The organism is Vibrio sp. 03-59-1, assembly GCF_013114135.1.
GTDB classification, from domain to species: domain Bacteria; phylum Pseudomonadota; class Gammaproteobacteria; order Enterobacterales; family Vibrionaceae; genus Vibrio; species Vibrio cortegadensis.
On sequence record NZ_VTYA01000003.1, the window covers coordinates 270,458 to 295,481 of the forward strand.

The following is a 25,024-nucleotide window of genomic DNA, read 5'->3' on the forward strand; positions in this document are numbered from 1 at the left end:
AAGTCCCTTTTTGTTACTCACATCTTATATTTAAAGCGTTGTCCCAATTCCACGCATCAATATTCTACGCATCAATTAAGCGACATTATCCATGCTTGGGATTTGGGGCTTTGCCGCGAGCTCTTCCGGCTCAAACTCATCAACATTGATTGTGTACAAACGATGGATTTCAGCCTGTCTCAGAAGTGAGGCTTCCTGTTCGTTGATCAAACCTCGCTCTAAACCTATGTCGGCAATCAGATCAAGGCGTAAGAATGGTCGACGTTCGTTTATCGCTTTACATACTTTCGTAAACACCGGCTCTGCTTCTAAAATAATCTCAAGTGCCAGTTCAATTCTTCCTACAGGGTTATTCTCCGTTGGTTCCAAGTATTGTCCACGACCGATACGTGAGCGTGACGCTGACGGTGTTTGTAGGATCTGTGCAACTTGGCTATCCAACTTATCATTTGGTGCTGAACGAACACGTCCATAAGGAAGTAGAATAAAGCGTAAACAACCACCAATCACTCGGTTCGGGAAGTTAGCTAAGAAGTCATCAATGGCTTTTTCTGTTTGTTTTAAGCTGTCTTGTAGGCCCCAATGTACAAGTGGCAAATCTTCGACCTGACGTCCATCATCTTCAAAGCGCTTTAACGTTGCAGAGCTTAAATATAGCTGACTTAGAATATCGCCTAAACGAGCAGATAAACGCTCTTTACGCTTGAGCGAACCCCCAAGTACAACCATTGACACATCTGAAAGTAAAGCAAGATTTGCACTGTAACGATTCAGTTGTTGGTAGTATCGCTTAGTTGCATCAGAGGTTGGTGAGTGTGAGCCGATGCCGTCAGTCAAACCGAACCAGAAGCTACGGATCAAATTACTGATTGTGAAACAAGTGTGACCTGCAAGAGCAGCATCAAATTTTTCAACAGCATCAGAACTCTCTGAGTAAGCCGCATTCATTTCAGTGAGCACGTATGGATGGCAACGAATCGCTCCTTGACCGTAAATAATCATCGAACGGGTAAGAATGTTGGCACCTTCTACAGTGACAGCGATAGGAGCGCCTTGGTAGCTACGTGCAAGGAAGTTCGATGGGCCTAAACATATCCCTTTACCACCAGCGATATCCATTGCATCAATAACACTTCGTTGACCACGGTGAGTACAGTGATATTTTACTATCGCTGAAATTACCGATGGTTTTTCACCGAGGTCGATCCCGGCGACGGTTAAATTACTTGCCGCATCCATTACATAGGCGTTGCCTGCAATACGCGCTAGTGGCTCTTCGATGCCTTCCATTTTGCCTATAGGCTGTTTGAATTGACGACGAATTCTCGCGTAAGCGCCAGTGGCTAGTGCTGCTGTTTTTAAACCACCTGTTGCATTTGACGGTAGCGTAATGCCTCGACCGACAGATAAGCATTCCACCAGCATTTTCCAGCCTTGGCCTGCCATCTTAGAACCGCCAATAATGAAGCTCAAAGGTACAAAAATATCATTAGCGCGAGTTGGCCCGTTGTGGAATGGCACATTAAGTGGGAAGTGTCGTGTACCAATCTCAATCCCTTTAAGATGAGTCGGTATCAGTGCACAAGTGATGCCTAGATCTTCTTTATCGCCGAGTAACGCATCTGGGTCGCGAAGCTTAAATGCAAGCCCAAGAACAGTCGCTACAGGTGCTAAAGTGATGTAGCGTTTATTCCACGTCAGGCGCATACCAAGAACTTCTTCGCCTTCCCATTCCCCTTTACATACCACACCAAAATCAGGGATAGAACCAGCATCAGAACCCGCTTCTGGACTCGTCAATGCAAAACATGGGATCTCTTTACCTTCTGCAAGTCGAGGTAGGTAGTAATCACATTGATCTTTAGTTCCATAGTGTTGCAGTAATTCACCAGGGCCAAGAGAGTTTGGAACACCTACGGTAGAAGATAAAACACCAGAAACCCCGGTAAGTTTTTGTAGAACTAAGGACTGCGCATAGGCTGAAAATTCTAATCCGCCATACTTCTTCTTGATGATCATAGCGAAAAATTTGTGGTCTTTTAGATATTGCCAAACTTCTGGGGAGAGGTCTGCCGACTCGTGAGTGACTTGGTAATCATTGACCATGGCACATACTTCATTAACAGGACCATCTAAAAACGCCTGCTCCTCTTTTGAAAGCGTAGGTGGCGTTATATTGTGAAGTTTGTCCCACTGAGGTTTACCTTTAAATAGCTCTGCTTCCCACCAAACGGTACCTGCATCTAAGGCTTCTTTCTCCGTTTGTGACATGGCTGGAAGGACTGTTTTGAAGATTTTCAGAGCTTTTCGACTGATAAGGCTTTGACGAATACTAGGGACGGAGAAAACGGCGACAGATAAAGCATAAGTACACCAACCTATAAGCCCCGCATAACCAAAGGCGGTAAGTGCAAGCATGGTGGCGGTAAGTAATAACAGTGACCGAGTGAGTGATGTGCGGTGGTAGAAGCACAGTCCTAACACGACCGTAAATCCTAATATAGAGAGCAAGATATCCATAAATATGTCCTTATCAAACGCGTTTCTCGTGTGCACGTTTGTCTGTTTTAAAATCCCTGACCTAACAGGAGAGGTCTAACCAGTTACAAGTGTAAATGAAATATTAATAAAATGTAAAATATCTAACTGTATAAAAAGTGATCTAAGTAGAGTAAACGTTCTAAAATTGCGATCTTGGTGCTGATTAACTGAACAAATAGAGTGATGGAGTGGAATAAAACTTGGTTTCTTGAAGCTTAACTATCGACACTCTGAAATGTTTGTGGGTAAACTCAAAGTAATAAACGGCTCTCATTCCTAATTGAGTTAATTTGTTTGCAGTTGGTTTTTGTAAGGCGTTTTTACGCGACAATAATGCTGCATAACAATAATGTTGCAAAATCATAAAGAGACACGCTATGTATCAAGATCTAATTAAAAATGAGCTAACAGAAGCGGCTGACGTATTAAATGCATTTTTATCTGATGACCATAATATTGCCCAAATTGAAGCGGCAGCTAAAATGATTGCTGACTCGTTTAAACAGGGTGGCAAAGTGTTATCTTGTGGTAACGGTGGCTCACACTGTGATGCGATGCATTTTGCTGAAGAACTAACCGGGCGTTATCGTGAGGATCGTCCTGGCTATCCTGGTATTGCGATTTCAGACCCAAGCCACCTTTCATGTGTAAGTAATGACTTTGGTTATAACTTTGTGTTCTCGCGTTACTTAGAAGCTGTGGGCAGTAAAGGTGATGTATTGTTTGGACTTTCCACTTCTGGAAACTCAGCAAACATTCTTAATGCGATTGATGCCGCTAAAGCGAAAGGTATGAAGAGCATTGCTTTGACGGGCAAAGATGGAGGCAAAATGGCGGGTTGTGCTGATATTGAAATTCGCGTGCCGCATTTTGGATATGCTGATCGTATCCAAGAGATCCATATCAAAATTATTCATATCATTATCCAACTCATTGAAAAAGAGATGGAATAAGCAACATACCATTGATTCAACATTGGCGCGAAAGTGAGCGCCAATGATGGTTTATATATTAGGGAGTAAGTTAAGCCATGTGTGAATTGCTCGGAATGAGCGCTAATGTTCCAACCGATATCTGTTTTAGTTTTACCGGTTTGATGCAACGTGGTGGAAACACTGGACCTCATCGTGATGGCTGGGGGATTACTTTTTATGAAGGTAAAGGTTTTCGTACCTTTAAGGATCCTAACCCGAGCTGTGAGTCTAAAATTGCTGAATTAGTTCAGAATTATCCGATCAAAAGTCGAGCTGTCATTAGTCATATCAGGCAAGCGAACCGTGGTGGCGTTAATTTAGAGAATACTCATCCTTTCACCCGTGAGCTATGGGGACGTTACTGGACTTTTGCTCATAATGGGCAGTTGACTGAGTACCAAGAGCTCAATTCAGGGCGCTTCCGTCCCGTGGGCGAAACCGATAGTGAAATGGCTTTTTGCTGGCTAGTTAAACAGTTAGAAGAGCGATACCCTGAGCCTCCACAAGATATGGAAGGCATGTTTCGCTATGTTGCTCAGTGCTGTGAGAAGCTAAAAGAGAAAGGTGTATTTAATATGTTGCTCAGTGATGGTGAATACGTCATGACATATTGTACCAATCATCTTTACTGGATCACTCGCCGAGCGCCTTTTGGTAAAGCGAGCTTGATTGATGAAGACGTTGAAATTAACTTTCAAGAAGAGACGACACCCAATGATGTTGTATCCGTCATTGCGACTCAACCTTTAACGGATAATGAACAGTGGCACCGAATGAAGCCGAATGAATTCGCGTTATTTCACTTTGGTGAACTGATCGATGGGAATGCGGAAGCGTTAGTGGATGTGGCTTATGCGCCTGCTAAAGTTGCCAGCCAAGCTCCGACTCAGTCGTTAGAGTAATTTATTGTTCGTCACACAAACATTTGTCTAAGTTCGGCTTTTCGGTCATCAACTGTGATGGCGTCAATACCGAACTTAGAACATGTTTACGGGTTTATTTCTTAAATGGGTTACTCTTCTGCGTAGCCATGCTCACCAAGTATCTCGCCATCTAAATGCGCTTTTCCATCTATCATGGCTAATCGGCCTTCAATAAACCATTTAGTCACCAGAGGGTAAATTTGGTGCTCTTGAGTTAATACTCGCTCGGCAAGATCTTCAGCACTATCGTCAGGAAATACGGGGACTTTGGCTTGTAAAACAACAGGCCCACCATCTAACTCTTCTGTCACAAAGTGAACACTCGTTCCGTGTTCATTATCTTGTGCGTCAATGGCGCGTTGATGAGTATGTAAGCCTGGGTACTTAGGAAGCAGAGAAGGGTGAATATTCAGCATTTTTCCTACATAGTGCTGAACAAACTCGCGGCTCAGAATTCGCATATACCCCGCGAGAATGATCAAATCCGGTTGGTAAGCGTCAATTTGGCACATTAACTCATGATCAAACTCTTTTCTTGAATCATGGTTGAGAGGGTCAACGAAATGCGCACTTACGCCCGATTTTTTTGCTCGCTGTAAACCATAAGCATCTTGCTTGTTGGAAAATACCGCACACACTTTTGCATCGGTGATTGAAGATTCGCAAGCATCTAATATTGCTTGTAGATTACTACCACTACCAGAAATTAAAACGACAATATTTTTCATGCTGTTGGCTCAACGTTAGAATGTCAGATAGACAATGTACTTAGAAATTATAGGGTTTTCTATAGGCTAGATAGCAGAATGAGGACTCAAGAGCCCTCATTCATTAAACTAAGTTATGATTTGAAATGAATCAGTTTATCTCAACTTGTTCTTCATTTTCTGCGGCAATGGCAATCTCACCGATAACCCAAGCATTCTCACCTTCCGCTTTGAGAAGTTCCACAGCGGCATCGGCTTGATCTTTAGGTAGAGCAACCACAAGACCTACGCCACAGTTGAACGTGCGGTACATCTCAAATGTGTCCACATTGCCTTTCTCTTGTAGCCAGCTAAAAATTGCAGGCCATTTCCAGCTTTTACCATCGATGACAGCTTTCGTGCCTTCAGGTAGTACGCGAGGGATATTTTCCCAAAACCCGCCGCCAGTAATGTGTGAGATAGCGTGAATATCATGTTCAGCAATCATTTTTAGTGCTGACTTAATGTAAATCTTTGTTGGCTCAAGAAGGTGTTCGCCAATTGTGCGACCTTCTAGCTCTTCATTCTTATCAGCACCAGAGACTTCAAGCACTTTACGAATTAAAGAGTACCCATTGGAGTGAGGGCCGCTAGAGCCGACAGCGATAAGCGCATCACCAGCGGCAACCTTAGTGCCATCGATAATGTCTTCTTTTTCTACTACGCCAACGCAGAAGCCTGCAACGTCGTAGTCTTCGCCTTCATACATGCCTGGCATTTCAGCGGTTTCACCACCAATTAGAGCACAGCCAGCTTGGACACAACCTTCCGCGATACCAGACACAACATCAGCTGCCGTATCAACGTCCAGTTTTCCAGTTGCGTAGTAATCTAGGAAGAAAAGAGGCTCACCACCTTGAACGATAAGATCGTTCACACACATCGCCACTAGATCAATACCAATGGTGTCATGTTTTTTCATATCCAAAGCAAGGCGGAGTTTAGTTCCAACGCCATCGGTACCAGAAACTAGTACGGGTTCTTTGTATTTAGTTGGAAGTTGACAAAGGGCACCAAAGCCACCAATGCCACCCATCACTTCTGGGCGACGAGTGCGTTTTACGGCACCTTTAATACGGTCAACTAGTGCATTACCTGCATCGATATCTACGCCTGCGTCTTTGTAGCTTAAAGAAGAGTTATTACCGCTCACGGGACAGTCCTCGGTCTTAAGTTAGATGTGAAAACGGCGCTATTCTACCAGTGCTTAAACTCAAAGAGCAAACGTTTGCGCAAGTTTTTTTATTTGTCATTTCCGTTGAAACTGTTCACCTATTGATTTATCAAGGTATGAGCTCAAATGACCGAAGTATTTTCACTCTTTTATGAAACACAGAATAAGTTATTAGCCTTTTGTAAATTCATAATTGACACAGTTTTGCTGGGGATTTTCTCTGAAACTTTGCATGGAAAGATGTATAATCTGAAGGTTTATTTAAATATTGCCTAAAAACCGGAGATGGAAATGAAAGTTGTTGAAGTAAAACACCCGCTAGTTAAGCATAAAATTGGCCTAATGCGCGAAGGTGACATTAGTACTAAGCGTTTCCGCGAGCTAGCAACTGAAGTGGGTAGCCTACTGACTTACGAAGCAACCTCAGATTTTGAGACAGAGCGTGTGACAATTGAAGGTTGGAATGGTCCTGTTGAAGTGGATCAAATTAAAGGTAAAAAAGTGACGGTTGTTCCTATTCTTCGTGCTGGTCTTGGTATGATGGATGGTGTGTTAGAGCATATGCCAAGTGCTCGTATTAGTGTTGTTGGTATCTATCGTGATGAAGAAACACTAGAACCAGTACCGTACTTCAACAAGCTAGCATCAAACATTGATGAGCGCATTGCATTAGTTGTTGATCCAATGTTAGCGACTGGCGGTTCTATGATTGCAACCTTAGATCTACTGAAAGAACAAGGCTGTAAGGTATTTAAAGTGCTAGTACTTGTCGCGGCTCCTGAAGGCATTGAAGCGCTTAAAAAAGCACACCCAGATGTAGAGCTTTACACTGCTGCAATCGATGAAAAATTGAATGATAAAGGTTACATCGTTCCTGGTTTAGGTGATGCAGGCGATAAGATCTTCGGTACTAAATAATCTCTACCTTGGTAGGATTTAAAATCGATTAGAGAATAAAAAGCCATACCGATTAAGGTATGGCTTTTTTTGTGTGCTCGACTTTTTACTTGATTGTCAGCGAAAACTAACGCTCACTTTCTTCCATTTGAGCATTATCGACAATATGGTTTTCACCCATCTCATGGGGCAAAATTAAGTTAAGTAGGATTGCGACAATACCACATAAACTTACGCCTTGTAGGCTAAAGTCACCGACACCCAGAGCCATACCACCAATACCAAATACTAGCGTTACAGCAACGATGACTAAGTTGCGAGACTTGTGAAGATCCACATTGTTCTTGATTAGAGTATTAAGGCCAACCGTTGCAATTGAACCGAATAGCAGAATCATAATACCACCCATAACAGGCACAGGAATGGTCTGTAATAGCGCGCCAAGTTTGCCAACAAGTGCAAGAACAATCGCGGTAATCGCCGCCCAAGTCATAATGACAGGGTTAAATGCTTTGGTCAGCATTACTGCACCAGTGACTTCACTGTAAGTTGTATTCGGTGGCGCTCCAACCATAGAGGCTGCAATTGTCGCAATTCCGTCGCCAGCAATGGTTCTGTGCAGACCTGGCTTTTTAAGGTAATTCTTACCTGTTACGTTAGAGATTGCGAGCATATCACCTACGTGTTCAACTGCTGGTGCAATTGCGACAGGGATCATGAATAAAATCGCGTTGATGTTGAATTCAGGGAACGTAAAGTTTGGCATTGAAAGCCAAGATGCTTGTGCAACAGGAGTGAAATCAACCACGCCATAGAATAGGCTTAAGACATAACCCGCCAAGATACCGCCAGCAATTGGCAGCAATCGAAGAAAGCCTTTCCCAATAGTGCTGATTGCAATAGTCGTGAACAGCGACACACTCGAAATCCATAATGCCGCGCTACCATCGATAAGTTGAATTGCGCCATCGCCACTCTTACCTAGCGCCATGTTTACCGCTGTTGGTGCAAGACCTAAACCAATCACCATAATCACTGGGCCAACCACAACTGGTGGAAGAATCTTATGAATGATCTCTACGCCTTTCACCTTGATTAAAGCACCCATCAATACATACACAACCCCAGCGGCCATTAAGCCACCCATGGTTGCGCCAATTCCCCAAGTTTGAATGCCGAACATGATTGGTGCAATAAACGCAAAAGAAGAAGCTAAGAAAATTGGGACTGTACGTTTGGTGATAAATTGAAATAAAAGTGTACCAACGCCTGCGCCAAATAGAGCAACGCTTGGATCTAACCCTGTTAATAATGGAACAAGAACTAATGCGCCGAAGGCGACAAATAGCATTTGTGCACCTTGAATTGCATTTTTCATATTTGGTATCCCTGTAAGTCTGAAAATAAAATTTGCAGGATTCTATCACTCTGCAAACGATTGCTTTAGTGTTTTGATCAAAAAAAACTGGCAAATAGCAAAAAAAGTTAATGTTTGTTGAGATAATCGACAATAAAGGTGCAAATTTTCACCTAGCGCTGAAGTTGTTGTCTTGCTCCTGCATTCATAGTTGCTTATCATCAACGCTTAAGTACTAATTTTTAGGATTACTATGCGCAACTTCGCTCTACTGTTTATGGGATTACTATCCTTGCCAACTTATGCATTGACTCAAGTGGATCTGTATCGTTCTGAAATCGTTATTAATAATGAAGAGAAGGATGCGGAAACAGTGGCTCGTGTTCAAGGCTTGCAACAAGTTATTGTAAGAGCGACAGGTTCGACGGTGGCACTTGAAAATGAAGTGGTTCGTAAAGCCCTAAGGCAGAGTGCGCAATATTTAACTCAAATGGGGTATGGCGAACTTGATCAGCAACAAACGCTAAAAATGTCATTTAATGGTCCACAATTACGCGCATTATTAACTCAGGCTCAGTTGCCTTATTGGCCAGAGAGTCGTGCCAATATTTTGGTGTGGTTGGTAGAAGAGCAAAATTATGACCGAATCATTAGCTGGGAGCATTCACCTTCTGCATTGATTACGTCTATACGAGAACAAGCGGATGCTCGTGGCCTACCTATTACTGTTCCTGTTGGGGATTTTGATGATATTACTGGTATCGCGGTTTCTGACCTGTGGGGCGGTTTTGTTTCACCAATCAGTTTAGCCAGCCAACGTTATCCTGTTGATGCGGTCTTAGTACTGCGCGCTCAAGGGAATTCATTGCGCTGGACTCTGTATGACCAGCAACCTGAAGTGATCTCTTCTTCTCCTCGTTCACCTGTCTTTGGTCAGGAAAACGGTTCAGTATCTGAAATTAGTGCTCAGTTGATTGATCAGGTGAGTCAGTACTACGCGACAAAAAGTGCTGTGAATGTTGCAAGTGAATCTTCTGAATCTGTTTTAGCGCAATTCATCAATATTAAGAGTGCGGTCAGTTTCTTTCATCTAGAGAACCAATTGAAGTCTTTAAACTCAGTAGCTTCTATCGATATCCTTAAGATTCAAGGCGATGAAGTGACATTTCGTGTTCACCTATTAACATCGAAAAGTGAATTTGAGCAAGAGATGACTAACATTAAGCAAGTTGCGGCATTTACGTCAGAGTCTGACGTGGTGGAGACTGCGCCTGTTCTAACTCAGGAAACGACGGATCAAAGCACTAGCCTTGCGCAAGAAACGCTTCCTCAAACCGCGGTTGTTGAATCAGCAGTAGTAGCCACTAATGACAACGAAGCCTTTATAGCTGATCAAGTTAGCTTAACCGAAGATGTTCAGCCAAGTGAGCCTGTTATCGTATTCGAATGGATAGATAGATAGTGTTATCCCACTCTCTTCTGCTATGAATAAGAGATGGTCATGAAAAGAGCCCGCTAGCGATGTTAGCGGGCTCTTTTTCTATCGATGTCTCTATATTTGAGTCAATCTGCGAGTTTTTACTAGTCAGTGGGCTTTAACTTATGAGAGTTAGTCCTGGTTAAATTTCGCTTTTTCTTGCTTTTCTACTTCAGAAAGACGGTTTAGCTTTAAGCCCATCTCCTTGCCTCTTGCGCGAGCAAATAGAATATTCCCAGCAAAACATAGCATGGTGAGTACTAATTCGATCAGCGCTAGCCATCGCTCACCGCCATCAACATATAAGATGGTTAAAGCATGCAGGAAATACAGCATGAGAATGAAATTTGCCCATGCGTGGGTGTAAGCTTTGCCAGCCAGAATGCCTGGAAGAGGAAGTAGCAGCGGAATACTCCACGCAATGGCTAGAGTTGTGTTCGACAGACCTGGATGCGGGGAAATGAAGAGCTGCCATAATGCGACCCAAGCAAGTAGAAAGAGGTTACTAAATAGAGCTAAATACCGATATTGTCGTGTTCTGGATGACATCTCCGACATTATACAATCTCCTTTTGTTTGCAAGCGACGTTAGCTAGGCGTTTTCCAAGGTTTTGCGCGAGTTCTATCTCTTCTTTCGTTAATGACGAGTTACTGGAGACAGAACTAGCACCATAAGGGGTACCACCGCTTTGAGTCGTATGTAGAGATGGCTCAGAGTAGGGGATCCCCAAAATCAGCATACCATGATGCAGCAAAGGTAATAGCATGCTTTGCTGAGTCGTTTCTTGCCCACCATGCATTGAGGATGAGGACGTAAAAACACATGCTGGTTTATCGATGAGATCACCGCTGATCCATAGTGGTGTTGTGCTGTCCCAAAAGTGTTTCATTGAGCCCGCCATGTTTCCGAACCAAACTGGGCTGCCCAATGCTAAGCCATCGCATTGACGAAGTTCATCAAGAGAGGCTATCGGGTCATTGGCTTGTTGCACATCATCGCTAAGATCGGCCACTGTGCGTAGAACGGCTTCGCAATCGGGAACCGATTCAACGCCTCGTGCGATTTGTCTCGCGAGCGATAACGTGTTGCCGTGGCGGCTATAGTATAAAACGAGAATTTTAATATTCATTTTTAGTAAATCTTAAATAATCTCAAGGACTTGTTCTGGTGGGCGTCCGATTTTTGCTTGGTTATTCGCAACCACGACTGGACGTTCAAATAGCTTTGGATTTTTCACCATAGATTCAAACAGATCGTCATCGGATAGAGATTCATCACCTAGGTTTAACTCCTTATATAGCGCCTCTTTTGTACGCATCATTTCACGAACCGATGCAAAGCCGAGTTGTGAATAGAGTGTTTTTAAATCATCAATGGTAAATGACGTTTCTAAATATTTTACCACTTCAGGTTGAATGCCTTGCTCTTCTAATAGAGCGAGTGTTTGACGGCTTTTTGAGCATTTTGGGTTGTGGTAAATGACGACTGGCATGTTTTTCTCCTAGTTTTATTATTATCGTACTTATTCATCATGACTTATTCATAGCAGCTGAGTCATTGAATAAGTGCATGTTATTTGTATAAATTATTTATTTTACAATGCAATGAAGCGATCTCGCTGAATCATCAACTGATCAATTCGTGCATCGTATCTTGCTTGTTTTAAACTGCCTAATTCTGCCAGTTGACTCGCTTGGCTATAGTATTGAATCGCCTTATTCCAATTAGCTTTGAGTGCCAGTATTTCCGCGCGTGCCGCAAGATCTTCATCGCTACTGCCAATTCGAATATTCGCCTCTGAAAGTAAGCCCCATCCGTTGACGTCATCTGGGTTGTCATGGGTGTAGCGTTGTAAAATTCGGATGGCCTCTTGGTATTGCTCTTTCTTTAAAAGTGCATTCGCAAGATTAATTGTGAGCACTGGATTACTTGGTTTTGCTTTCAGTGACTTTTCTAATAAGGTGATTGCTTTTTCTGGTTGTTTTTGTGCGATGTAAAGATCGGACACGGCATCAAGATAGAAATTATTTTCTGGATCACTTTTGAGCAGCTTAAGTAAAATAGGCTCGGCTAAATCTAGCTTTTTGGTATCTAGGTAGACCAGCGCTTTGCCATATTCAAATGATGGGTTCAGTTCACTTGGTGCCTTTTTGGCTGTTCGTTCAAACCAGTCTAGAGCTGAGTCATTTTCAATACCCGCATATCTCGCCACAATACGAGCACGAGTTAAATGATAATCAAGAGAAGGGATCACGCGCATTGAAGGGTAGCTTTGCGCGCGCGCTCTGCTGTCTGTGATTCTATCTTCTGGTAATGGGTGAGTAAGCAACATTGGCGGCGGTTTACTTGCGTATCGGTATTCATCGGCTAATCGACCAAAGAATCGTGGCATTGCTTTGGCCTCGAAGCCTGCCTTTGCTAGGGTATTAATCCCAAAGCGATCGGCTTCTTTCTCATTGCTACGAGTATAATTAATGGTGCCTTGCATCGAACCTGCCGTTGTTGCCGTCAATGCGGCGATTCCAGCTTCTGGTGCTGCGATAGCTAATAAAAGCGAGCCTGCGAGCGCTGCAATAGTGGCTGGTGAACGTCGGGCTTGGTCTTCCATACTTCTGGCTAAATGACGTTGAGTTACGTGAGCAATTTCGTGTGCTACGACGGAAGCTAGCTCGCTTTCACTGCGAGCATGTAGAAATAGACCAGAGTGCAATGCAACGTGGCCACCAAAAAATGCGAAAGCGTTAATATTACGATCTCGAATCATGAAAAATTTAAATGGTGTTTTGACATCATTTGCGTTTGCGACAAGACGATGCCCTAAGCTATCTATGTACTCATTTAAAACGGGATCATTGATGATGGGTTGGCTGCTTCTTAGCATTCGCATGTAAGCATCCCCATAAATGATCTCTTGATCTATCGTTAACGTACCACTAGCGGCTGTCCCAATATCGGGCAAGTTAGCATTACTCGCTAAATTTGAATTAGCATAGCTAGGCAGTGGCGAACCTAAAGCGGTGGCCACACAGAGGCAAACAAGTGAGCGAGTGCGTGTAAACATATTAGTCAGTGGTACTCCGTAGTCATCTGACATTGAGACAATAAAGTCTTAATTTGGTTTCTTCAGTTTATTGCTGATATTGAATTTACTTGTTATTGATAGATTGTCTAGAGCAAATAACGTAAAGAATAGAAAAGCTGGTATGGGGCTAAAAAGCGATTACAATACGTACCTTATAATATGCATAGAGTCTGAGAATGGAACCTAATATTCTTGATTTACGTGAAGAACGTTGCCCAATGGCACTATTACTTGCTAAACGGCGTGCAATTTTGCTTCAAGAGGGCGAGTCGTTGTCCATTCAGATTTCAGATACTAGCTCTATGCAGGATATCGTGAGCTTTTTGCGCCTCAAACAATTTGATATTGAGAGTGTTGCTCATCGTAGTTTCTACACTATTACCGTTTTAAAACAGGGATAATTGTCACATGCTTGAAATGATCAGTCGTTGGTATAAACGACGTTTTTCAGATCCACATGCAGTAAGTTTGGTCGCCATTTTATTCTTTGGTTTCATTACCATTTATTTCTTCGGCCATTTGATTGCACCGCTGCTTGTGGCAATAGTATTGGCATATCTTCTTGAATGGCCCATTGCTCAATTGTGCCGTGTGGGGATACCAAGAACCCTGTCCGTTGTGCTTGTTATTATGGTTTTCTTCAGTTTAACGTTGTTGGCTCTGTTTGGTTTGGTTCCAACGATTTGGCATCAAGTGGGGAACCTCATCAATGATATTCCTAACATGTACAATGAACTGCAAAAATTCATTATTGCCATTCCAGAACGTTTCCCTGAGCTCGCCAACTTGCAGATTGTCGAGTCGATAGCCTCTAATGCAAAAAACAAAGTATTAGGCATGGGGGAGAGCGTTGTAAAAGGATCTCTGGCATCTCTTATCAGTATCGCAACGCTAGGGGTTTATCTCATCCTTGTGCCTCTGCTTATCTTCTTCTTATTAAAAGACAAAGAAGAGATGGTTAGAATGGCGAGTGGAGTACTGCCTAAGAATCGTCGTTTAGCGACGAAAGTATGGCGTGAAATGAATCAACAGATTTCTAACTATATCCGAGGTAAGGTGTTGGAAATTTTGATCGTTGGTGGCGTGAGCTATATTACTTTTGCCATTTTAGATTTGCGCTATTCAGTGCTACTGGCGGTTGCCGTTGGTTTGTCGGTTCTGATTCCATATATTGGTGCGGCTGCGGTCACGGTTCCTGTGGCCATTGTTGGCCTGTTTCAGTGGGGGTTAGACACTCCATTTTACTGGTTGATGATCGCGTACGGCATTATTCAAGCCTTGGACGGCAATGTGATTGTCCCGATTCTATTCTCTGAAGCTGTGAATTTGCATCCAGTGGCAATCATCGTTGCTGTACTGGTTTTTGGTGGGTTATGGGGATTCTGGGGCGTATTCTTTGCGATTCCTTTAGCCACATTAGTCAAAGCGGTATGGAACGCCCTGCCAAGCACTGAGATTGAATCTGACGTTGCGGAATCGTGATTATTGTTTGCCTAAGCATGATGGTGTAGTCATAAACCTTTTTGCTCAATAACGAAAAAGCCCTAAGTTCATACTCAGGGCTTTTTTTGTAGAAGGTGTTGCCTAGATGATGTGATCCAGTCTTATTTATCGTTTAAGTAATCAAGAACCACTTCATGATGAGTCTTCGTTTTGAACTTGTTGAAAACGTGCTCAATGATCCCCTCTTCATTAATTAAAAAGCTGATACGGTGCAAACCATCATAGGTACGGCCCATAAATTTCTTTTCTCCCCACACACCAAATTGCTCTGCGCATTGGTGATCTTCATCGGAAAGAAGTGAAAAATTTAAGTTGTCACGCTCAATAAATTTACCTAAGCGTTTAACAGGGTCAATACTGACACCAAGCACCACAACATTATGCTCATCCAGCTCTTTTTTCGTGTCTCTTAAGCCTTGAGCTTGAACTGTGCAACCTGGAGTCATTGCTTTCGGGTAAAAATAAAAAAGTACTTTCTTACCTGCAAAATCAGCAAGCGTTATTGTTTTTCCATCTTGATCGAGTAGAGAAAAGGCTGGAGCAGGAGTGCCAGCAGTCAGCGTATTCATCGATTTTCCTTTCTATTGACTGTTTTTTATAAAGTTGAGCGAGCCTTGAACCGAAAGCTCAGCACATAGCGCATCAAAATCTTCTTGTAGTTGCATCAGGTTGAAATCTGAACTGATAGAAGCGGTGATCGCAATATGGAACTGGTCACTATCAAGTTGCACTTTGGATTTATTGATGGTTTTTGCGCTGAGTGAGTCTAAACCAATGTTTTGATCGGCAAAGAATTGAGTAAATTTCTCTGTCAGTCCTAGTTTGTCATCTGACTCGACAAAGACTTCGACAGTATAGCTATTATCTAAATATTCGTGAGGAGAGGTGCGCTTCATTATGGTGATGAGATCATGATCTTGCCCTAGTAGAGGGAGCGTCGTTTCAACTCGTGTAATCGTATTGGTTGTGCCAGATAGCAGCATGATTAATGTGAATTCGTTCCCAAAGAGAGCGATTCGGCTATCAATAATATTACAGCCAGATTGAGTTACTAAATGTACGACTTGATTACACACCCCTGGGCGATCAGCGCCAACAGCTGTGATTACTAGATGTTGAGTCATAATATCACTTATTTTTTATTCCATTATTGGTTGCATGTTAGCACAGTTCTCGGGGCGGGATGAGAGATGAGGAGGCTTTTTAAAGGCACTAAATGAAATATCACCATTACATGACACCGAGTAAGTGTGTCACTTTATACTAAGTTTAAATTCATTGAATATACGAATCGGTTGTGTGGATTTGGATAAAACTCTAACAACTGATAATTATTCACTAACTTGTACTAAGTAAGCGGGTTATTCCCTTGTGTTTATCAATCGCATTACAGTACCATGCAAAAAGAATCAAATAAGGGAGATAGATATGTTTTCAGGAAGTATCGTTGCGTTAGTTACACCTTTTAACTCAGATGGCGAAGTCGATTTTGATAGCTTGAAGAAACTAGTAGAGCATCACATTGCTGCTGGTACCGATGGCATCGTCGCGGTAGGAACTACAGGTGAGTCTGCGACCTTAACAATAGAAGAGCATGTTAAGGTGGTAACTAAGGTGGTCGAGTTTGCTGAGGGACGTATCCCTGTGATTGCAGGCACGGGAGCAAACGCTACACATGAATCGGTGACTTTTAGTCGTCTATTAAATGGATCTGGAATTGTGGGATGCTTGAGTGTGACGCCGTACTACAATAAGCCGACTCAAGAAGGGTTATATCAACACTACAAAGCGATTGCTGAAGTAAGTGACGTGCCTCAAATTTTGTATAATGTACCAGGAAGAACAGCAGTCGATCTGTTACCTGAAACCGTTGCTCGTCTATCAAAAATTGATAATATTGTGGCGCTAAAAGATGCAACGGGTGATTTAGAAAGAATTTCAATTCACCGTGAACTTTGTGGCGAAGATTTTATCTTACTAAGTGGTGATGATTTAACGGGGCTAGAATTCGTTAAGCGTGGTGGGCAAGGTGTTATTTCGGTGTCCAATAATGTCGCGGCTGCGGATATGGCGAAGATGTTCCGTCTTGCAAAAGAGGGGAACTTCGAAGAAGCAGAAGCCATCAACGAACGTTTGATTCCTTTGCATAAAAACTTGTTTGTTGAATCTAATCCTATCCCAGTAAAATGGGCTGTACATAAATTGGGATTAATTGCCGAAGGTGGATTACGTCTACCTTTAACTGAATTATCAGAATCAGCTCGTCCACTTGTTGCTCAAGCAATGACAGAAGCTTGTATTTATTAAATTGAACACACAATGCCGAATGTAGTTTCTCGGCATTTTAGGAGCCTAAATGAAATTTTCTCATCAGCTAGTGGTTGGTTCACTGGCTGTTCTTGTTCTTAGCGCCTGCTCTGGAGGTGCTGATCGACGTCGTCAAGCGAAAGATGATTTTGAATATCTAAATACACCTGAACTGACCCAGCTGAATTTACCAGAAGATGCAACGCCTCAGTTCTACCCAAACTTTGATATCCCGATGGGTGATTTCGAAGGTGGAGTTGGACAAAACGTTGATATTCGTCCGCCACAGCAAGTTCTCGAGTTGATTCCAGGAGCAAGAGCAGAGCGCCAAAACGGTGAAGTCACCTTATGGCTGTTAACTGAAGGCGAAATGGATAAAGTTTGGCAAACTGCAATCGATATGCTGAATACTCGAAACATTGCGTTGCTTGAAAATAGCTCGGATCGTGTTGAAACCGATTGGGTTAGCTGGATTTCAGAAGATGAAGAGACTGAAATTGGCAGTCGTTACGAAATCACTCGTTTTAAAGCGAACAATCGTTTTGCGTTTAAAGTTAACTTGATTGATTGGCGAGAGGGTTCGACGGTAAAACCAGTGACCCAGACCAATAAAGAGCGTTATAACGCATTTATGACCAATCTAGTCACCGTTAAGTACGATCAAAACTTACGTGATGAAGCCGCAATTCGAGCACAAGAGTTAGTAAAACAAATTCCTATCAGTATGGGGGTTGACCGTAGTGGCTTCCCAGTGATTATTGCTCGTACGCCATATAATATTTTGTGGCAGCGCCTTCCAAGCTTACTGCCTGAGTTAGGGTTTAGCCTTGAAGGACGCAATCAATCTCAAGGTACAATGAAAGCGAAATATGCGGCTCCTGATGATGAATTCTGGGAGTCCATTGGAACTAAGCCGATTGAACTTAATGGCGGTACTTACACCTTCTTGTTTGGTGATTTAGGCAACCGTACTTCAATCAACGTGACTGATGCTGGTGGTAAACCGGTAGAAGAGGCGTTACTTAAGTCGCTCGCTCCAGTATTGTCTGCGATGTTTGAACAAGAGTAATCTGGTTCATATTGTTAGTAAGATATAAAAAGGGATCATTTGATCCCTTTTTCACTTTGTTCGTTTTACTTATCTATTTCTGTCTTTTGAGCTTGTTTGATTTGATCAAGTTCATTGAGCTTATCTAAATCACTCTTCTCTCTTTTGGATGGATCTAACGGCCCAAACTTCATGTTTGCGGTGTATTTTAACGCAGCAATATTTCCAACCACCACGCTCACCACAATGATGCTAATCACCCACGGGTTAGTTAAAAACTCCATGAATTTATCCTCTCGCTCTAGGAACCAAACTTGTCCCCATTGGCTTTGTTGGGCTCAGTAACGTTAAGAACGGATGTTAGTAACATATTGAGTATAGATGGTAGGAAGGTTCTGTAGCACCTGTTCCTGCCCCAAAATCGGCAATGTTTTGATTTGGCTGGCTAATTGATCTTGCGTCAATTGCTCTAAGCAAGATGCTGCGGTTAAACGGTGGCTAATATGCCAAGGCTCAACCGCGACGCCGCCTAGGTCTTGAGAATAAGGGATGAAAAAACCAAACGTTCCAAGGTTCGCTTTTAGCCAAATAGAGAACTCCGCTTGATGACCAGTATCATATTCCCAAGTTTCTAATTGAAGCTTTGTATTTTCAGGTAGTCGGTCTGCAGCAAAGAGATCAAAATCAGTCCCCCAATGATGACGACTGGCTCCGGGCAGTGCCGACCAGCGCAAAATCGCAAATATTCTCTGCTCTTCGGTCATAGAGTCAAAAGGAATAGCTTGGTTGTGCGTATCGTTAATAGTGCTATGCCCTGAGAATTTATTATCCCAAATGGCTTTTTGCCGAGCGTAGTCTCGAAACCCGCTGGCAATGTGCATTTGAAATCCAGCTTGCTGAGCAGCAGCAGATAATGCCAATAAATCGTTCTGTACATTAGGATGAATTAAAAACTCTTTTTGCCCAATGGTGACCGGAACTAAATGATCGTTTGTTTGACCTGTTAGCTGCTCAGGAGTCATGGTTCGCCCTTATTTATTAGCGAAAAGATATTGCAATGTATGTTGGTACATGTCGGCAAGAAGCTCTAGGTCTTCCACTTTGACACACTCATTGACCTTATGAATTGTGGCATTCACCGGGCCTAGTTCAACAACTTGACCGCCCATACGAGCGATAAATCGGCCATCAGATGTTCCACCTGTCGTAAGAAGTTCAGGCTTGTGTTGGTTAACGGTATTTACACCAAAAACAACCGCATCGAGTAGATCGCCAGTGTCCGTCAAGAATGGGTCGCCATTGAATGTCCACTTGAGCTCATAGTCGAGATCGTGTTTATCTAAAATGGCGCGGATACGCTCTACGATGACATCATTGCAAAGCTCAGTGCTAAAACGCAGATTAAACTGAACATTTAACTCACCAGGAACAACGTTTGATGCTCCTGTTCCTGCGTGAATGTTGGGAATTTGGAAGCTGGTGGGAGGGAAGTACGCGTTACCATCATCCCACTTTGTTGTTGATAGCTCATTAAGGGCTAGCAGCGATTGATGAACAGGGTTACGTGCTAGTTGGGGGTAGGCGACATGCCCTTGGATCCCTTTGACACATAAATCGCCAGTGATCGAACCACGACGGCCATTTTTAACTACATCGCCAACGGAATTGGTGCTTGATGGTTCCCCAACGATGCACATATCAATATTTTCACCGCGTGCCATTAGTGCTTCAACAACACGAACCGTACCATTAATGAATGGTCCTTCTTCATCAGATGTGATGAGGAAGCCAATCGAGCCTTTGTGATCAGGATGCTCAGCGATGAAACGCTCAACGGCGACGATCATGCTGGCAAGTGAGCCTTTCATATCCGCAGCACCACGACCGTGAAGGTAGCCATCAATAATCGTCGGTTCAAATGGTGGAGTGTCCCACTTTTCTAATGGTCCAGCGGGCACGACATCAGTATGCCCTGCGAAGGCAAACAGTGGCGCTTTGGTTCCTCGGCGAGCCCAAAAATTGGTGGTATCTTCAAAGATCATCTCTTCAATAGTAAAACCGAGTGCTTTTAAGCGATCAATCATGAGTTTTTGACATCCCGCATCTTCGGGAGTCACTGACTGGCGACCAATTAAATCTTTTGCTAAGGCCAGTACTGGGCTATCTGTCATCCTTGAAAATCCTTTTATTTGAAAATTGAAACGTATGAATCCGCTTTGAAGCCAACATGATACTGCTCGCCAATATAAATGATAGGGCGCTTGATCATTGCAGGTTGCTCCACAAGTAGAGATATTACGTTGTCGCTATCTAAGTTATCTTTCTGTTCTTGAGGTAGCTGACGGTAAGTCGTTCCACGCTTATTTAATACGTTTTCCCAACCAAGTTGCTGGCAAAATTCGTTCACTAACGCTTCCGTTATTCCCTGCTTTCGATAGTCGTGGAACGTAAATTCAATCTCTTCGGCTTGAAGCCACTTTTTTGCTTTTTTGATGGTATCGCAATTTGGGATGCCGTACATGATGGCTGTCATTTCTCTTCCTTTCTAAACGCAGTTGGTGATTTTTAGCGTAGTTAACGAATTGAGTTGCTCAATGAGTCAATTATTACGCGGTTCACCAAGTAAGTTTGCAACTTTATTATTGTGTTTAAATCCTAACAGGAAGCGTCGAGACACACAAAATAGAGCGATAAATAATTTGTTGACCAAAAAAAAGCGCACAAACCATGCCAATTGGAGAGTTATTGATCAATCTCAACACACACAAACCGAAAAAAGAAATAATACTGTTGCACAGTAATGGAGGTGTCAATGGAACTGAGTCCTGTTTTTGCAAGGCGACTGTATTTAGCTTTGTTAGTGGAAAGCCTTGAAAGGCCAAATGTACCGAAACTCATTGAGAAGACGGGCTGGCCTCGCCGTACTATCCAAGATGTATTGAAAGCATTGCCGGGTATTGGTATTGAGTTGATGTTTGTTCAAGATGGACGACGTCACAATGACGGCTATTATCAATTATCGGATTGGGGACCATTTGATAGTCAGTGGGTAACCGAGCGAGAAGATGATATCGCAACGAGTTTAGGCTTTACTGCTTAAACTTGGAAAACGAAGCCAGCACCATGCTGGCTTTTTTAGATCTATGGATCGCTCATTAGTATTCCTTTCGAGTCAATAATCGTTATTTCAAATTACTGAGCTGAAGTTGAGACTATGGACGGCTTCCTGCTGTTGCGTGATGTTTCCTATTGTTGCGTAATATAGAGCGCAAAACCGATCCAGCTTATGACGAGTAATAGCCAAGGCAGTAATGAGGTTTTGGACTGCTGAACCTCTGACGATGAAGAGTCTGATATCTCGTCTTGTGATTTGACTTGTTGTTGCTTTGATTTTTGCTCTTTTTTCTTCGCTTTATCTGCTTGACGACTTTTCTCTTTCTGCTGTTTTTTATACAGAGTTATCCCTTTCTCAATACCTGCTGCAACGAGCTTTGTTTGCTCTTTGGTCTGGTTAGGCTTTTGAATAGATTTTGCGACTTTCATAGCTTCTTGTTGCGTTTCCAGTGAGGTGTTGTTTTTCGTTTTCATGTTCTTAGTCAACTTAGGTCAAAGAGCAATGCTGAAGTGAGCACGACACTTAAATAATATCTTCTTTATTCACTATAACTTTTACGAAGAATTAAGTTAAAGTGATTTTTTCATTTTTGTAATTTGAGACCGTGAAGTGCGCTACGCTTTTGAACAGTATGACCAGCATGGGTTCTTAAAAGCCCCATTGCTGGTATGGTTAAGTTGGCTTTTTCTCGCTAAGGCATGGGTTGTCTTTGTTGTGGCAGGCGCGAGCAGGGACAGTGGTGCCAAAATATTAGAGATCGTCTATCCAGATCATGCCATGCTCTACCTTGGGTTGGTGGTTGGAGTACCTAGCATTATTTATATGTGGTTGATTAACCTACGTAGCCCCGATAGAAAATGGATTAATTCAATAAGTAGTCAGGGACGTTGGGTGACGCTGTGTGTGGTGTTATTACAAGTTGTTCAAACGGCTTATCATGTCTATTTGAGTAACGGGCTTTTTAGCTGGCCGAATGGTATTACACTATTGCTACTTCTTTGGGCTGCGATCTATTTATATAAAAGTCGAACCGTAAAAGATTGTTTTAAAATTCCTGATTTTAGTTCAGAGGCTTAGTGATCAGAATCAAGATATACCGCAAGAAAAATATTACACTGAGCAAAAAATAAGAGAGGATTTCTCATGGTACAACCGCAATCTGCAATATTGCCTGAAGCTGGCCCATTTGCACTTTATGCTCAACTAAAAGTGACAAGCAATGCCGCTGATGTATTAACTCAACTTCAAGGCTTACCTGCATTAGTAGAAGAACTCAATCAAGCGCAACCTGGATCTGATCTCACGGTCTCCGTTGCGTTTTCTCATGCCTTTTGGAAGAACTTTAGCCAAGCTGCGCCTTCAGAATTAATAGAATTCCCAGAGCTTAGTGAAGGCGATATTACTGCACCTAGTACAAATGTCGATGTGTTGATTCACTGCCACTCTAATCGCCACGACCTGCATTTCTATGTGGTACGCAAATTATTGGCTGAGATCGCAGATGATGTCGATGTCGTCGATGAAACTTATGGTTACCGTTATCTTGATTCAAGAGATATGACGGATTTCGTGGATGGTACAGAGAATCCTAAAGCTGAGCAGCGTAAAGAGGTGGCACTGGTCGCAGAAGGGGATTTTGCTGGTGGCAGTTATGTCATGGTTCAACGTTTTTTACATGACCTGCCAGCTTGGAACCGCTTAGGTGTTTCAGCTCAAGAGAAGGTCATTGGAAGAACGAAACCAGACTCTATTGAATTAGATGATGTTCCTGCTGCATCTCATGTAGGTCGTGTTGATATTAAAGAGGAAGGTAAGGGATTGAAAATAGTTCGTCATAGCCTTCCGTACGGTAGCGCAAGTGGCGATCATGGCCTGCTGTTTATCGCTTACTGTAATAACGTGCATAACTTTACGGCAATGCTTGAAAGTATGTATGGCGTAACAGATGGTAAAACCGATCAGCTATTACGATTTACACATGCGGTCACTGGCGCGTATTTCTTCGCGCCTTCTCAAGAGATGTTGCTAACACTGTCTATGATTTAGTTATAACCTCGGCTAGTTACATACCTGTAAAGGGAAGCGAAAGGCTTCCCTTTTATTTTTTCTAAAGTTGCCTCAATTTTAGCCGATAAGAGAACAGCCCCTTATTTTTGGTGAATTGTAGAGCGAATGTCCATTACCGTTAATACCAATGTATCAGCCCTTGTTGCCCAGAGAAATCTGACAAACGCAACGGATATGCTGAATCAATCTCTGGAGCGTTTAGCTTCGGGGAGGCGTATTAATAGTGCAAAAGATGATGCCGCTGGTTTACAAATCTCCAACCGTATCGAATCTCAAATGCGAGGTTTAGACGTTGCGGTTCGTAACGCGAATGATGGTATTTCAATCATGCAAACCGCTGAAGGTGCCATGAATGAGACGACAAACATTATGCAGCGTATGCGAGACCTCTCGTTACAATCTTCGAATGGTTCTAACAGCAAGGCTGAAAGAGTTGCACTACAAGAGGAGATGACGGCTCTTAATGACGAGTTGAATCGAATCGCAGAGACAACATCGTTTGGCGGAAAGAAGCTACTCAATGGTCAGTTTGGGAAGGCTTCATTTCAAATTGGTGCCAGTTCGGGGGAAGCGGTTCAAGTTAGCCTGAATAATATGAGAACCGATGGCATTGATATGGGCGGCTTTAGTTATGCATCAATGAATGCGATGGACTCCAGTTGGCAAGTGTCACCGGGTAGTCGTCAGTTCTCAATGACATTTACGGACGCTCAGGGTCAGCCACAAACTATCGATATTAAGGCGAAAGCTGGTGATGACATCGAGGAGTTAGCGACTTACATCAATGGTAAAACGGATCAGGTGTCCGCATCGGTTAATGATGAGGGGCAACTGCAAGTTTTTATGGCGGGTGAAAAGACGGCAGGTACCATTCAGTTTAGTGGGAGCCTGGCGGATGAGTTGTCGATGAGCTCTGGCGCTTATGAAACCGTTAATGATATTGATATCACCAATGTAGGCGGCGCGCAAAGGGCTGTATCCGTTTTAGATACGGCGATGAAATATGTAGATAGCCACCGTGCGGAACTCGGCGCATTGCAAAATCGCTTCGATCACGCGATCAATAATCTCGATAACGTTCATGAGAATTTAGCCGCATCCAATAGTCGAATTGTGGATACTGATTACGCAAAAGAGACGACACAAATGATCAAACAACAAATCCTGCAGCAAGTGAGTACCTCAATTCTTGCTCAAGCGAAACAGGCGCCCAATTTAGCGTTAACTTTATTGAATTAGTACAACAAACCTATCTACAAGTTGGCGTTCTAGCCTCCTATATTATAAATCCTACATTCAACCAAAAATCATAACCTGCCAACTCTACAGGCATTTACATTGTTTTCCTTTTTCTAAAATCTAAGCATCTAAGCATCTAAGCATACGTAGTAAGAGTTGAGTAACAGTGGAATAGCTCGTGCGCTCATCGACCGTATCGATTGATACTTGAGTATTTTTTTCAGTTATTTGTTCTTTTTTCTTACTTCATCACCTTTTTAGGTATAACTGCCTTTTTTATAAGAAAACCTTTAAAAAAAGTTAAAGAATTTCCAATTAGCGCCGTTATTAAAAGTAACTTTGAGAGAACTACTTGGTTTTTCGAGACGTCGAAAACCGCTACAACGAAAAATCAATTGGAGAAATTACCATGGCAGTTAATGTAAATACTAACGTATCAGCGATGACAGCACAGCGTCACCTTAATAATTCGACAAGTGCTCAGCAAACCTCAATGGAACGCCTATCATCAGGCTTCAAAATTAACAGTGCGAAAGACGACGCAGCGGGTCTACAAATTTCGAACCGTTTAAA

The 25,024-nt window shown here is 42.7% G+C and carries 27 protein-coding genes and 1 pseudogene; 13 read left to right on the forward strand and 15 right to left on the reverse strand.

Features of this window, described 5'->3' with window-relative positions; genetic code table 11:
- Positions 1 to 75: 75 nt before the first annotated feature.
- Positions 76 to 2,520: an acyl-CoA dehydrogenase FadE gene (gene fadE / locus F0249_RS04685; RefSeq protein ID WP_113799025.1), complete on the reverse strand. Its 2,445-nt coding sequence runs from the start codon at positions 2,518 to 2,520 to the stop codon at positions 76 to 78.
- Positions 2,521 to 2,918: 398 nt separating this feature from the next.
- Between fadE and lpcA the strand changes: the two genes are divergently transcribed.
- Both lpcA and F0249_RS04695 read left to right on the forward strand, forming a co-directional pair.
- Positions 2,919 to 3,494 carry a D-sedoheptulose 7-phosphate isomerase gene (lpcA, locus tag F0249_RS04690; protein WP_113799024.1) on the forward strand — a complete coding sequence of 192 codons (576 nt, stop codon included), beginning with the start codon at positions 2,919 to 2,921 and terminating at the stop codon, positions 3,492 to 3,494.
- 77 nt (positions 3,495 to 3,571) lie between these two features.
- Positions 3,572 to 4,417, forward strand: coding sequence for a class II glutamine amidotransferase (locus F0249_RS04695; protein WP_136995468.1), 846 nt, complete (start codon positions 3,572 to 3,574; stop codon positions 4,415 to 4,417).
- Between the two features lie 110 nt (positions 4,418 to 4,527).
- On the opposite strand, the gene purN is transcribed toward F0249_RS04695, so the two are convergent.
- Entirely contained in the window at positions 4,528 to 5,166 is a 639-nt protein-coding gene (purN, locus tag F0249_RS04700; RefSeq protein WP_171756005.1) for a phosphoribosylglycinamide formyltransferase, read from the reverse strand.
- Between the two features lie 130 nt (positions 5,167 to 5,296).
- On the reverse strand, positions 5,297 to 6,337 hold the full coding sequence (purM, locus tag F0249_RS04705; protein WP_171756006.1) for a phosphoribosylformylglycinamidine cyclo-ligase: 1,041 nt from the start codon (positions 6,335 to 6,337) through the stop codon (positions 5,297 to 5,299).
- 312 nt (positions 6,338 to 6,649) lie between these two features.
- Between purM and upp the strand changes: the two genes are divergently transcribed.
- Entirely contained in the window at positions 6,650 to 7,276 is a 627-nt protein-coding gene (gene upp / locus F0249_RS04710; RefSeq protein ID WP_017054245.1) for a uracil phosphoribosyltransferase, read from the forward strand.
- A 106-nt stretch (positions 7,277 to 7,382) separates the two neighbouring features.
- On the opposite strand, the gene F0249_RS04715 is transcribed toward upp, so the two are convergent.
- Positions 7,383 to 8,633 carry a uracil-xanthine permease family protein gene (locus tag F0249_RS04715; RefSeq protein WP_113799021.1) on the reverse strand — a complete coding sequence of 417 codons (1,251 nt, stop codon included), beginning with the start codon at positions 8,631 to 8,633 and terminating at the stop codon, positions 7,383 to 7,385.
- 232 nt (positions 8,634 to 8,865) lie between these two features.
- On the opposite strand from F0249_RS04715, the gene F0249_RS04720 reads away from it, so the two are divergent.
- Entirely contained in the window at positions 8,866 to 10,074 is a 1,209-nt protein-coding gene (locus F0249_RS04720; RefSeq protein ID WP_171756007.1) for a DUF2066 domain-containing protein, read from the forward strand.
- A 147-nt stretch (positions 10,075 to 10,221) separates the two neighbouring features.
- Here F0249_RS04720 and F0249_RS04725 read toward each other — a convergent pair whose 3' ends face one another.
- From F0249_RS04725 to F0249_RS04740, 4 genes are all read right to left on the reverse strand, one after another.
- The gene (locus tag F0249_RS04725; protein WP_017054242.1) at positions 10,222 to 10,647 is read right to left on the reverse strand and encodes a DUF2069 domain-containing protein; all 426 of its coding nucleotides are present in this window, start codon (positions 10,645 to 10,647) and stop codon (positions 10,222 to 10,224) included.
- Positions 10,647 to 11,219, reverse strand: a complete 573-nt coding sequence (wrbA, locus tag F0249_RS04730; RefSeq protein WP_171756008.1) for an NAD(P)H:quinone oxidoreductase — start codon at positions 11,217 to 11,219, stop codon at positions 10,647 to 10,649. Before wrbA ends, F0249_RS04725 begins: the two co-directional genes overlap by 1 nt.
- A 12-nt stretch (positions 11,220 to 11,231) precedes the next feature.
- Positions 11,232 to 11,582 carry an arsenate reductase (glutaredoxin) gene (gene arsC / locus F0249_RS04735; RefSeq protein WP_017054240.1) on the reverse strand — a complete coding sequence of 117 codons (351 nt, stop codon included), beginning with the start codon at positions 11,580 to 11,582 and terminating at the stop codon, positions 11,232 to 11,234.
- 102 nt (positions 11,583 to 11,684) lie between these two features.
- A complete protein-coding gene (locus F0249_RS04740; RefSeq protein WP_171756022.1) occupies positions 11,685 to 13,151 on the reverse strand; it encodes a M48 family metallopeptidase in 1,467 nt (488 codons plus the stop codon).
- 197 nt (positions 13,152 to 13,348) lie between these two features.
- On the opposite strand from F0249_RS04740, the gene F0249_RS04745 reads away from it, so the two are divergent.
- Positions 13,349 to 13,573: a sulfurtransferase TusA family protein gene (locus tag F0249_RS04745; protein WP_017054238.1), complete on the forward strand. Its 225-nt coding sequence runs from the start codon at positions 13,349 to 13,351 to the stop codon at positions 13,571 to 13,573.
- 7 nt (positions 13,574 to 13,580) lie between these two features.
- The gene (locus tag F0249_RS04750; RefSeq protein WP_017054237.1) at positions 13,581 to 14,654 is read left to right on the forward strand and encodes an AI-2E family transporter; all 1,074 of its coding nucleotides are present in this window, start codon (positions 13,581 to 13,583) and stop codon (positions 14,652 to 14,654) included.
- Between the two features lie 122 nt (positions 14,655 to 14,776).
- Here F0249_RS04750 and bcp read toward each other — a convergent pair whose 3' ends face one another.
- Together bcp and F0249_RS04760 are read right to left on the reverse strand one after the other, a co-directional pair.
- Positions 14,777 to 15,244 (reverse strand): thioredoxin-dependent thiol peroxidase, encoded by a 468-nt coding sequence (gene bcp / locus F0249_RS04755; RefSeq protein ID WP_017054236.1) that lies wholly within the window; start codon positions 15,242 to 15,244, stop codon positions 14,777 to 14,779.
- Between the two features lie 12 nt (positions 15,245 to 15,256).
- Positions 15,257 to 15,799 carry a glycine cleavage system protein R gene (locus tag F0249_RS04760; RefSeq protein WP_017054235.1) on the reverse strand — a complete coding sequence of 181 codons (543 nt, stop codon included), beginning with the start codon at positions 15,797 to 15,799 and terminating at the stop codon, positions 15,257 to 15,259.
- 304 nt (positions 15,800 to 16,103) lie between these two features.
- On the opposite strand from F0249_RS04760, the gene dapA reads away from it, so the two are divergent.
- Both dapA and bamC read left to right on the forward strand, forming a co-directional pair.
- A complete protein-coding gene (gene dapA, locus F0249_RS04765) occupies positions 16,104 to 16,982 on the forward strand; it encodes a 4-hydroxy-tetrahydrodipicolinate synthase (RefSeq protein ID WP_017054234.1) in 879 nt (292 codons plus the stop codon).
- Between the two features lie 49 nt (positions 16,983 to 17,031).
- Positions 17,032 to 18,051 carry an outer membrane protein assembly factor BamC gene (gene bamC / locus F0249_RS04770; protein WP_017054233.1) on the forward strand — a complete coding sequence of 340 codons (1,020 nt, stop codon included), beginning with the start codon at positions 17,032 to 17,034 and terminating at the stop codon, positions 18,049 to 18,051.
- Positions 18,052 to 18,116: 65 nt separating this feature from the next.
- On the opposite strand, the gene F0249_RS04775 is transcribed toward bamC, so the two are convergent.
- The 4 genes from F0249_RS04775 to F0249_RS04790 form a co-directional block, all read right to left on the reverse strand.
- A complete protein-coding gene (locus F0249_RS04775; RefSeq protein WP_017054232.1) occupies positions 18,117 to 18,314 on the reverse strand; it encodes a DUF2897 family protein in 198 nt (65 codons plus the stop codon).
- Positions 18,315 to 18,377: 63 nt separating this feature from the next.
- On the reverse strand, positions 18,378 to 19,052 hold the full coding sequence (locus F0249_RS04780) for a M15 family metallopeptidase (RefSeq protein ID WP_171756009.1): 675 nt from the start codon (positions 19,050 to 19,052) through the stop codon (positions 18,378 to 18,380).
- A 9-nt stretch (positions 19,053 to 19,061) separates the two neighbouring features.
- The gene (dapE, locus tag F0249_RS04785) at positions 19,062 to 20,201 is read right to left on the reverse strand and encodes a succinyl-diaminopimelate desuccinylase (protein ID WP_171756010.1); all 1,140 of its coding nucleotides are present in this window, start codon (positions 20,199 to 20,201) and stop codon (positions 19,062 to 19,064) included.
- A gap of 14 nt (positions 20,202 to 20,215) precedes the next feature.
- Positions 20,216 to 20,563 (reverse strand): ArsC family reductase, encoded by a 348-nt coding sequence (locus tag F0249_RS04790; protein WP_017054229.1) that lies wholly within the window; start codon positions 20,561 to 20,563, stop codon positions 20,216 to 20,218.
- Between the two features lie 279 nt (positions 20,564 to 20,842).
- Here F0249_RS04790 and F0249_RS04795 point away from each other — a divergent pair, with 279 nt between their 5' ends.
- Positions 20,843 to 21,130 carry a helix-turn-helix domain-containing protein gene (locus tag F0249_RS04795; RefSeq protein WP_017054228.1) on the forward strand — a complete coding sequence of 96 codons (288 nt, stop codon included), beginning with the start codon at positions 20,843 to 20,845 and terminating at the stop codon, positions 21,128 to 21,130.
- Between the two features lie 146 nt (positions 21,131 to 21,276).
- On the opposite strand, the gene F0249_RS04800 is transcribed toward F0249_RS04795, so the two are convergent.
- Complete coding sequence (locus F0249_RS04800) at positions 21,277 to 21,618, reverse strand: DUF2956 domain-containing protein (RefSeq protein WP_171756011.1); 342 nt, start codon at positions 21,616 to 21,618, stop codon at positions 21,277 to 21,279.
- 136 nt (positions 21,619 to 21,754) lie between these two features.
- On the opposite strand from F0249_RS04800, the gene F0249_RS04805 reads away from it, so the two are divergent.
- The 4 genes and pseudogenes from F0249_RS04805 to F0249_RS04820 all read left to right on the forward strand — a co-directional run.
- Positions 21,755 to 22,222, forward strand: a complete 468-nt coding sequence (locus F0249_RS04805) for a DUF2919 domain-containing protein (protein WP_017054226.1) — start codon at positions 21,755 to 21,757, stop codon at positions 22,220 to 22,222.
- A 66-nt stretch (positions 22,223 to 22,288) separates the two neighbouring features.
- Positions 22,289 to 23,191, forward strand: coding sequence for a Dyp-type peroxidase (locus F0249_RS04810; protein ID WP_171756012.1), 903 nt, complete (start codon positions 22,289 to 22,291; stop codon positions 23,189 to 23,191).
- Positions 23,192 to 23,317: 126 nt separating this feature from the next.
- Entirely contained in the window at positions 23,318 to 24,451 is a 1,134-nt protein-coding gene (locus F0249_RS04815; RefSeq protein ID WP_171756013.1) for a flagellin, read from the forward strand.
- Positions 24,452 to 24,860: 409 nt separating this feature from the next.
- Positions 24,861 to 25,024: pseudogene (locus F0249_RS04820) on the forward strand (flagellin); the annotation flags it as partial.

Coding starts and splice junctions, on each gene's coding strand:
- F0249_RS04795 (WP_017054228.1), top strand. CDS start 20,843: ATGGAACTGAGTCCTGTTTTTGCAAGGCGACTGTATTTAGCTTTGTTA.
- bamC (WP_017054233.1), top strand. CDS start 17,032: ATGAAATTTTCTCATCAGCTAGTGGTTGGTTCACTGGCTGTTCTTGTT.
- purN (WP_171756005.1), bottom strand. CDS start 5,166: ATGAAAAATATTGTCGTTTTAATTTCTGGTAGTGGTAGTAATCTACAA.
- F0249_RS04780 (WP_171756009.1), bottom strand. CDS start 19,052: ATGACTCCTGAGCAGCTAACAGGTCAAACAAACGATCATTTAGTTCCG.
- F0249_RS04745 (WP_017054238.1), top strand. CDS start 13,349: ATGGAACCTAATATTCTTGATTTACGTGAAGAACGTTGCCCAATGGCA.
- F0249_RS04760 (WP_017054235.1), bottom strand. CDS start 15,799: ATGACTCAACATCTAGTAATCACAGCTGTTGGCGCTGATCGCCCAGGG.
- fadE (WP_113799025.1), bottom strand. CDS start 2,520: ATGGATATCTTGCTCTCTATATTAGGATTTACGGTCGTGTTAGGACTG.
- upp (WP_017054245.1), top strand. CDS start 6,650: ATGAAAGTTGTTGAAGTAAAACACCCGCTAGTTAAGCATAAAATTGGC.
- wrbA (WP_171756008.1), bottom strand. CDS start 11,219: ATGAATATTAAAATTCTCGTTTTATACTATAGCCGCCACGGCAACACG.
- F0249_RS04725 (WP_017054242.1), bottom strand. CDS start 10,647: ATGTCGGAGATGTCATCCAGAACACGACAATATCGGTATTTAGCTCTA.
- F0249_RS04800 (WP_171756011.1), bottom strand. CDS start 21,618: ATGAAAACGAAAAACAACACCTCACTGGAAACGCAACAAGAAGCTATG.
- F0249_RS04695 (WP_136995468.1), top strand. CDS start 3,572: ATGTGTGAATTGCTCGGAATGAGCGCTAATGTTCCAACCGATATCTGT.
- arsC (WP_017054240.1), bottom strand. CDS start 11,582: ATGCCAGTCGTCATTTACCACAACCCAAAATGCTCAAAAAGCCGTCAA.
- F0249_RS04815 (WP_171756013.1), top strand. CDS start 23,318: ATGTCCATTACCGTTAATACCAATGTATCAGCCCTTGTTGCCCAGAGA.
- F0249_RS04720 (WP_171756007.1), top strand. CDS start 8,866: ATGCGCAACTTCGCTCTACTGTTTATGGGATTACTATCCTTGCCAACT.
- F0249_RS04810 (WP_171756012.1), top strand. CDS start 22,289: ATGGTACAACCGCAATCTGCAATATTGCCTGAAGCTGGCCCATTTGCA.
- F0249_RS04790 (WP_017054229.1), bottom strand. CDS start 20,563: ATGACAGCCATCATGTACGGCATCCCAAATTGCGATACCATCAAAAAA.
- dapE (WP_171756010.1), bottom strand. CDS start 20,201: ATGACAGATAGCCCAGTACTGGCCTTAGCAAAAGATTTAATTGGTCGC.
- F0249_RS04715 (WP_113799021.1), bottom strand. CDS start 8,633: ATGAAAAATGCAATTCAAGGTGCACAAATGCTATTTGTCGCCTTCGGC.
- bcp (WP_017054236.1), bottom strand. CDS start 15,244: ATGAATACGCTGACTGCTGGCACTCCTGCTCCAGCCTTTTCTCTACTC.
- F0249_RS04740 (WP_171756022.1), bottom strand. CDS start 13,151: ATGTTTACACGCACTCGCTCACTTGTTTGCCTCTGTGTGGCCACCGCT.
- F0249_RS04750 (WP_017054237.1), top strand. CDS start 13,581: ATGCTTGAAATGATCAGTCGTTGGTATAAACGACGTTTTTCAGATCCA.
- dapA (WP_017054234.1), top strand. CDS start 16,104: ATGTTTTCAGGAAGTATCGTTGCGTTAGTTACACCTTTTAACTCAGAT.
- lpcA (WP_113799024.1), top strand. CDS start 2,919: ATGTATCAAGATCTAATTAAAAATGAGCTAACAGAAGCGGCTGACGTA.
- F0249_RS04775 (WP_017054232.1), bottom strand. CDS start 18,314: ATGGAGTTTTTAACTAACCCGTGGGTGATTAGCATCATTGTGGTGAGC.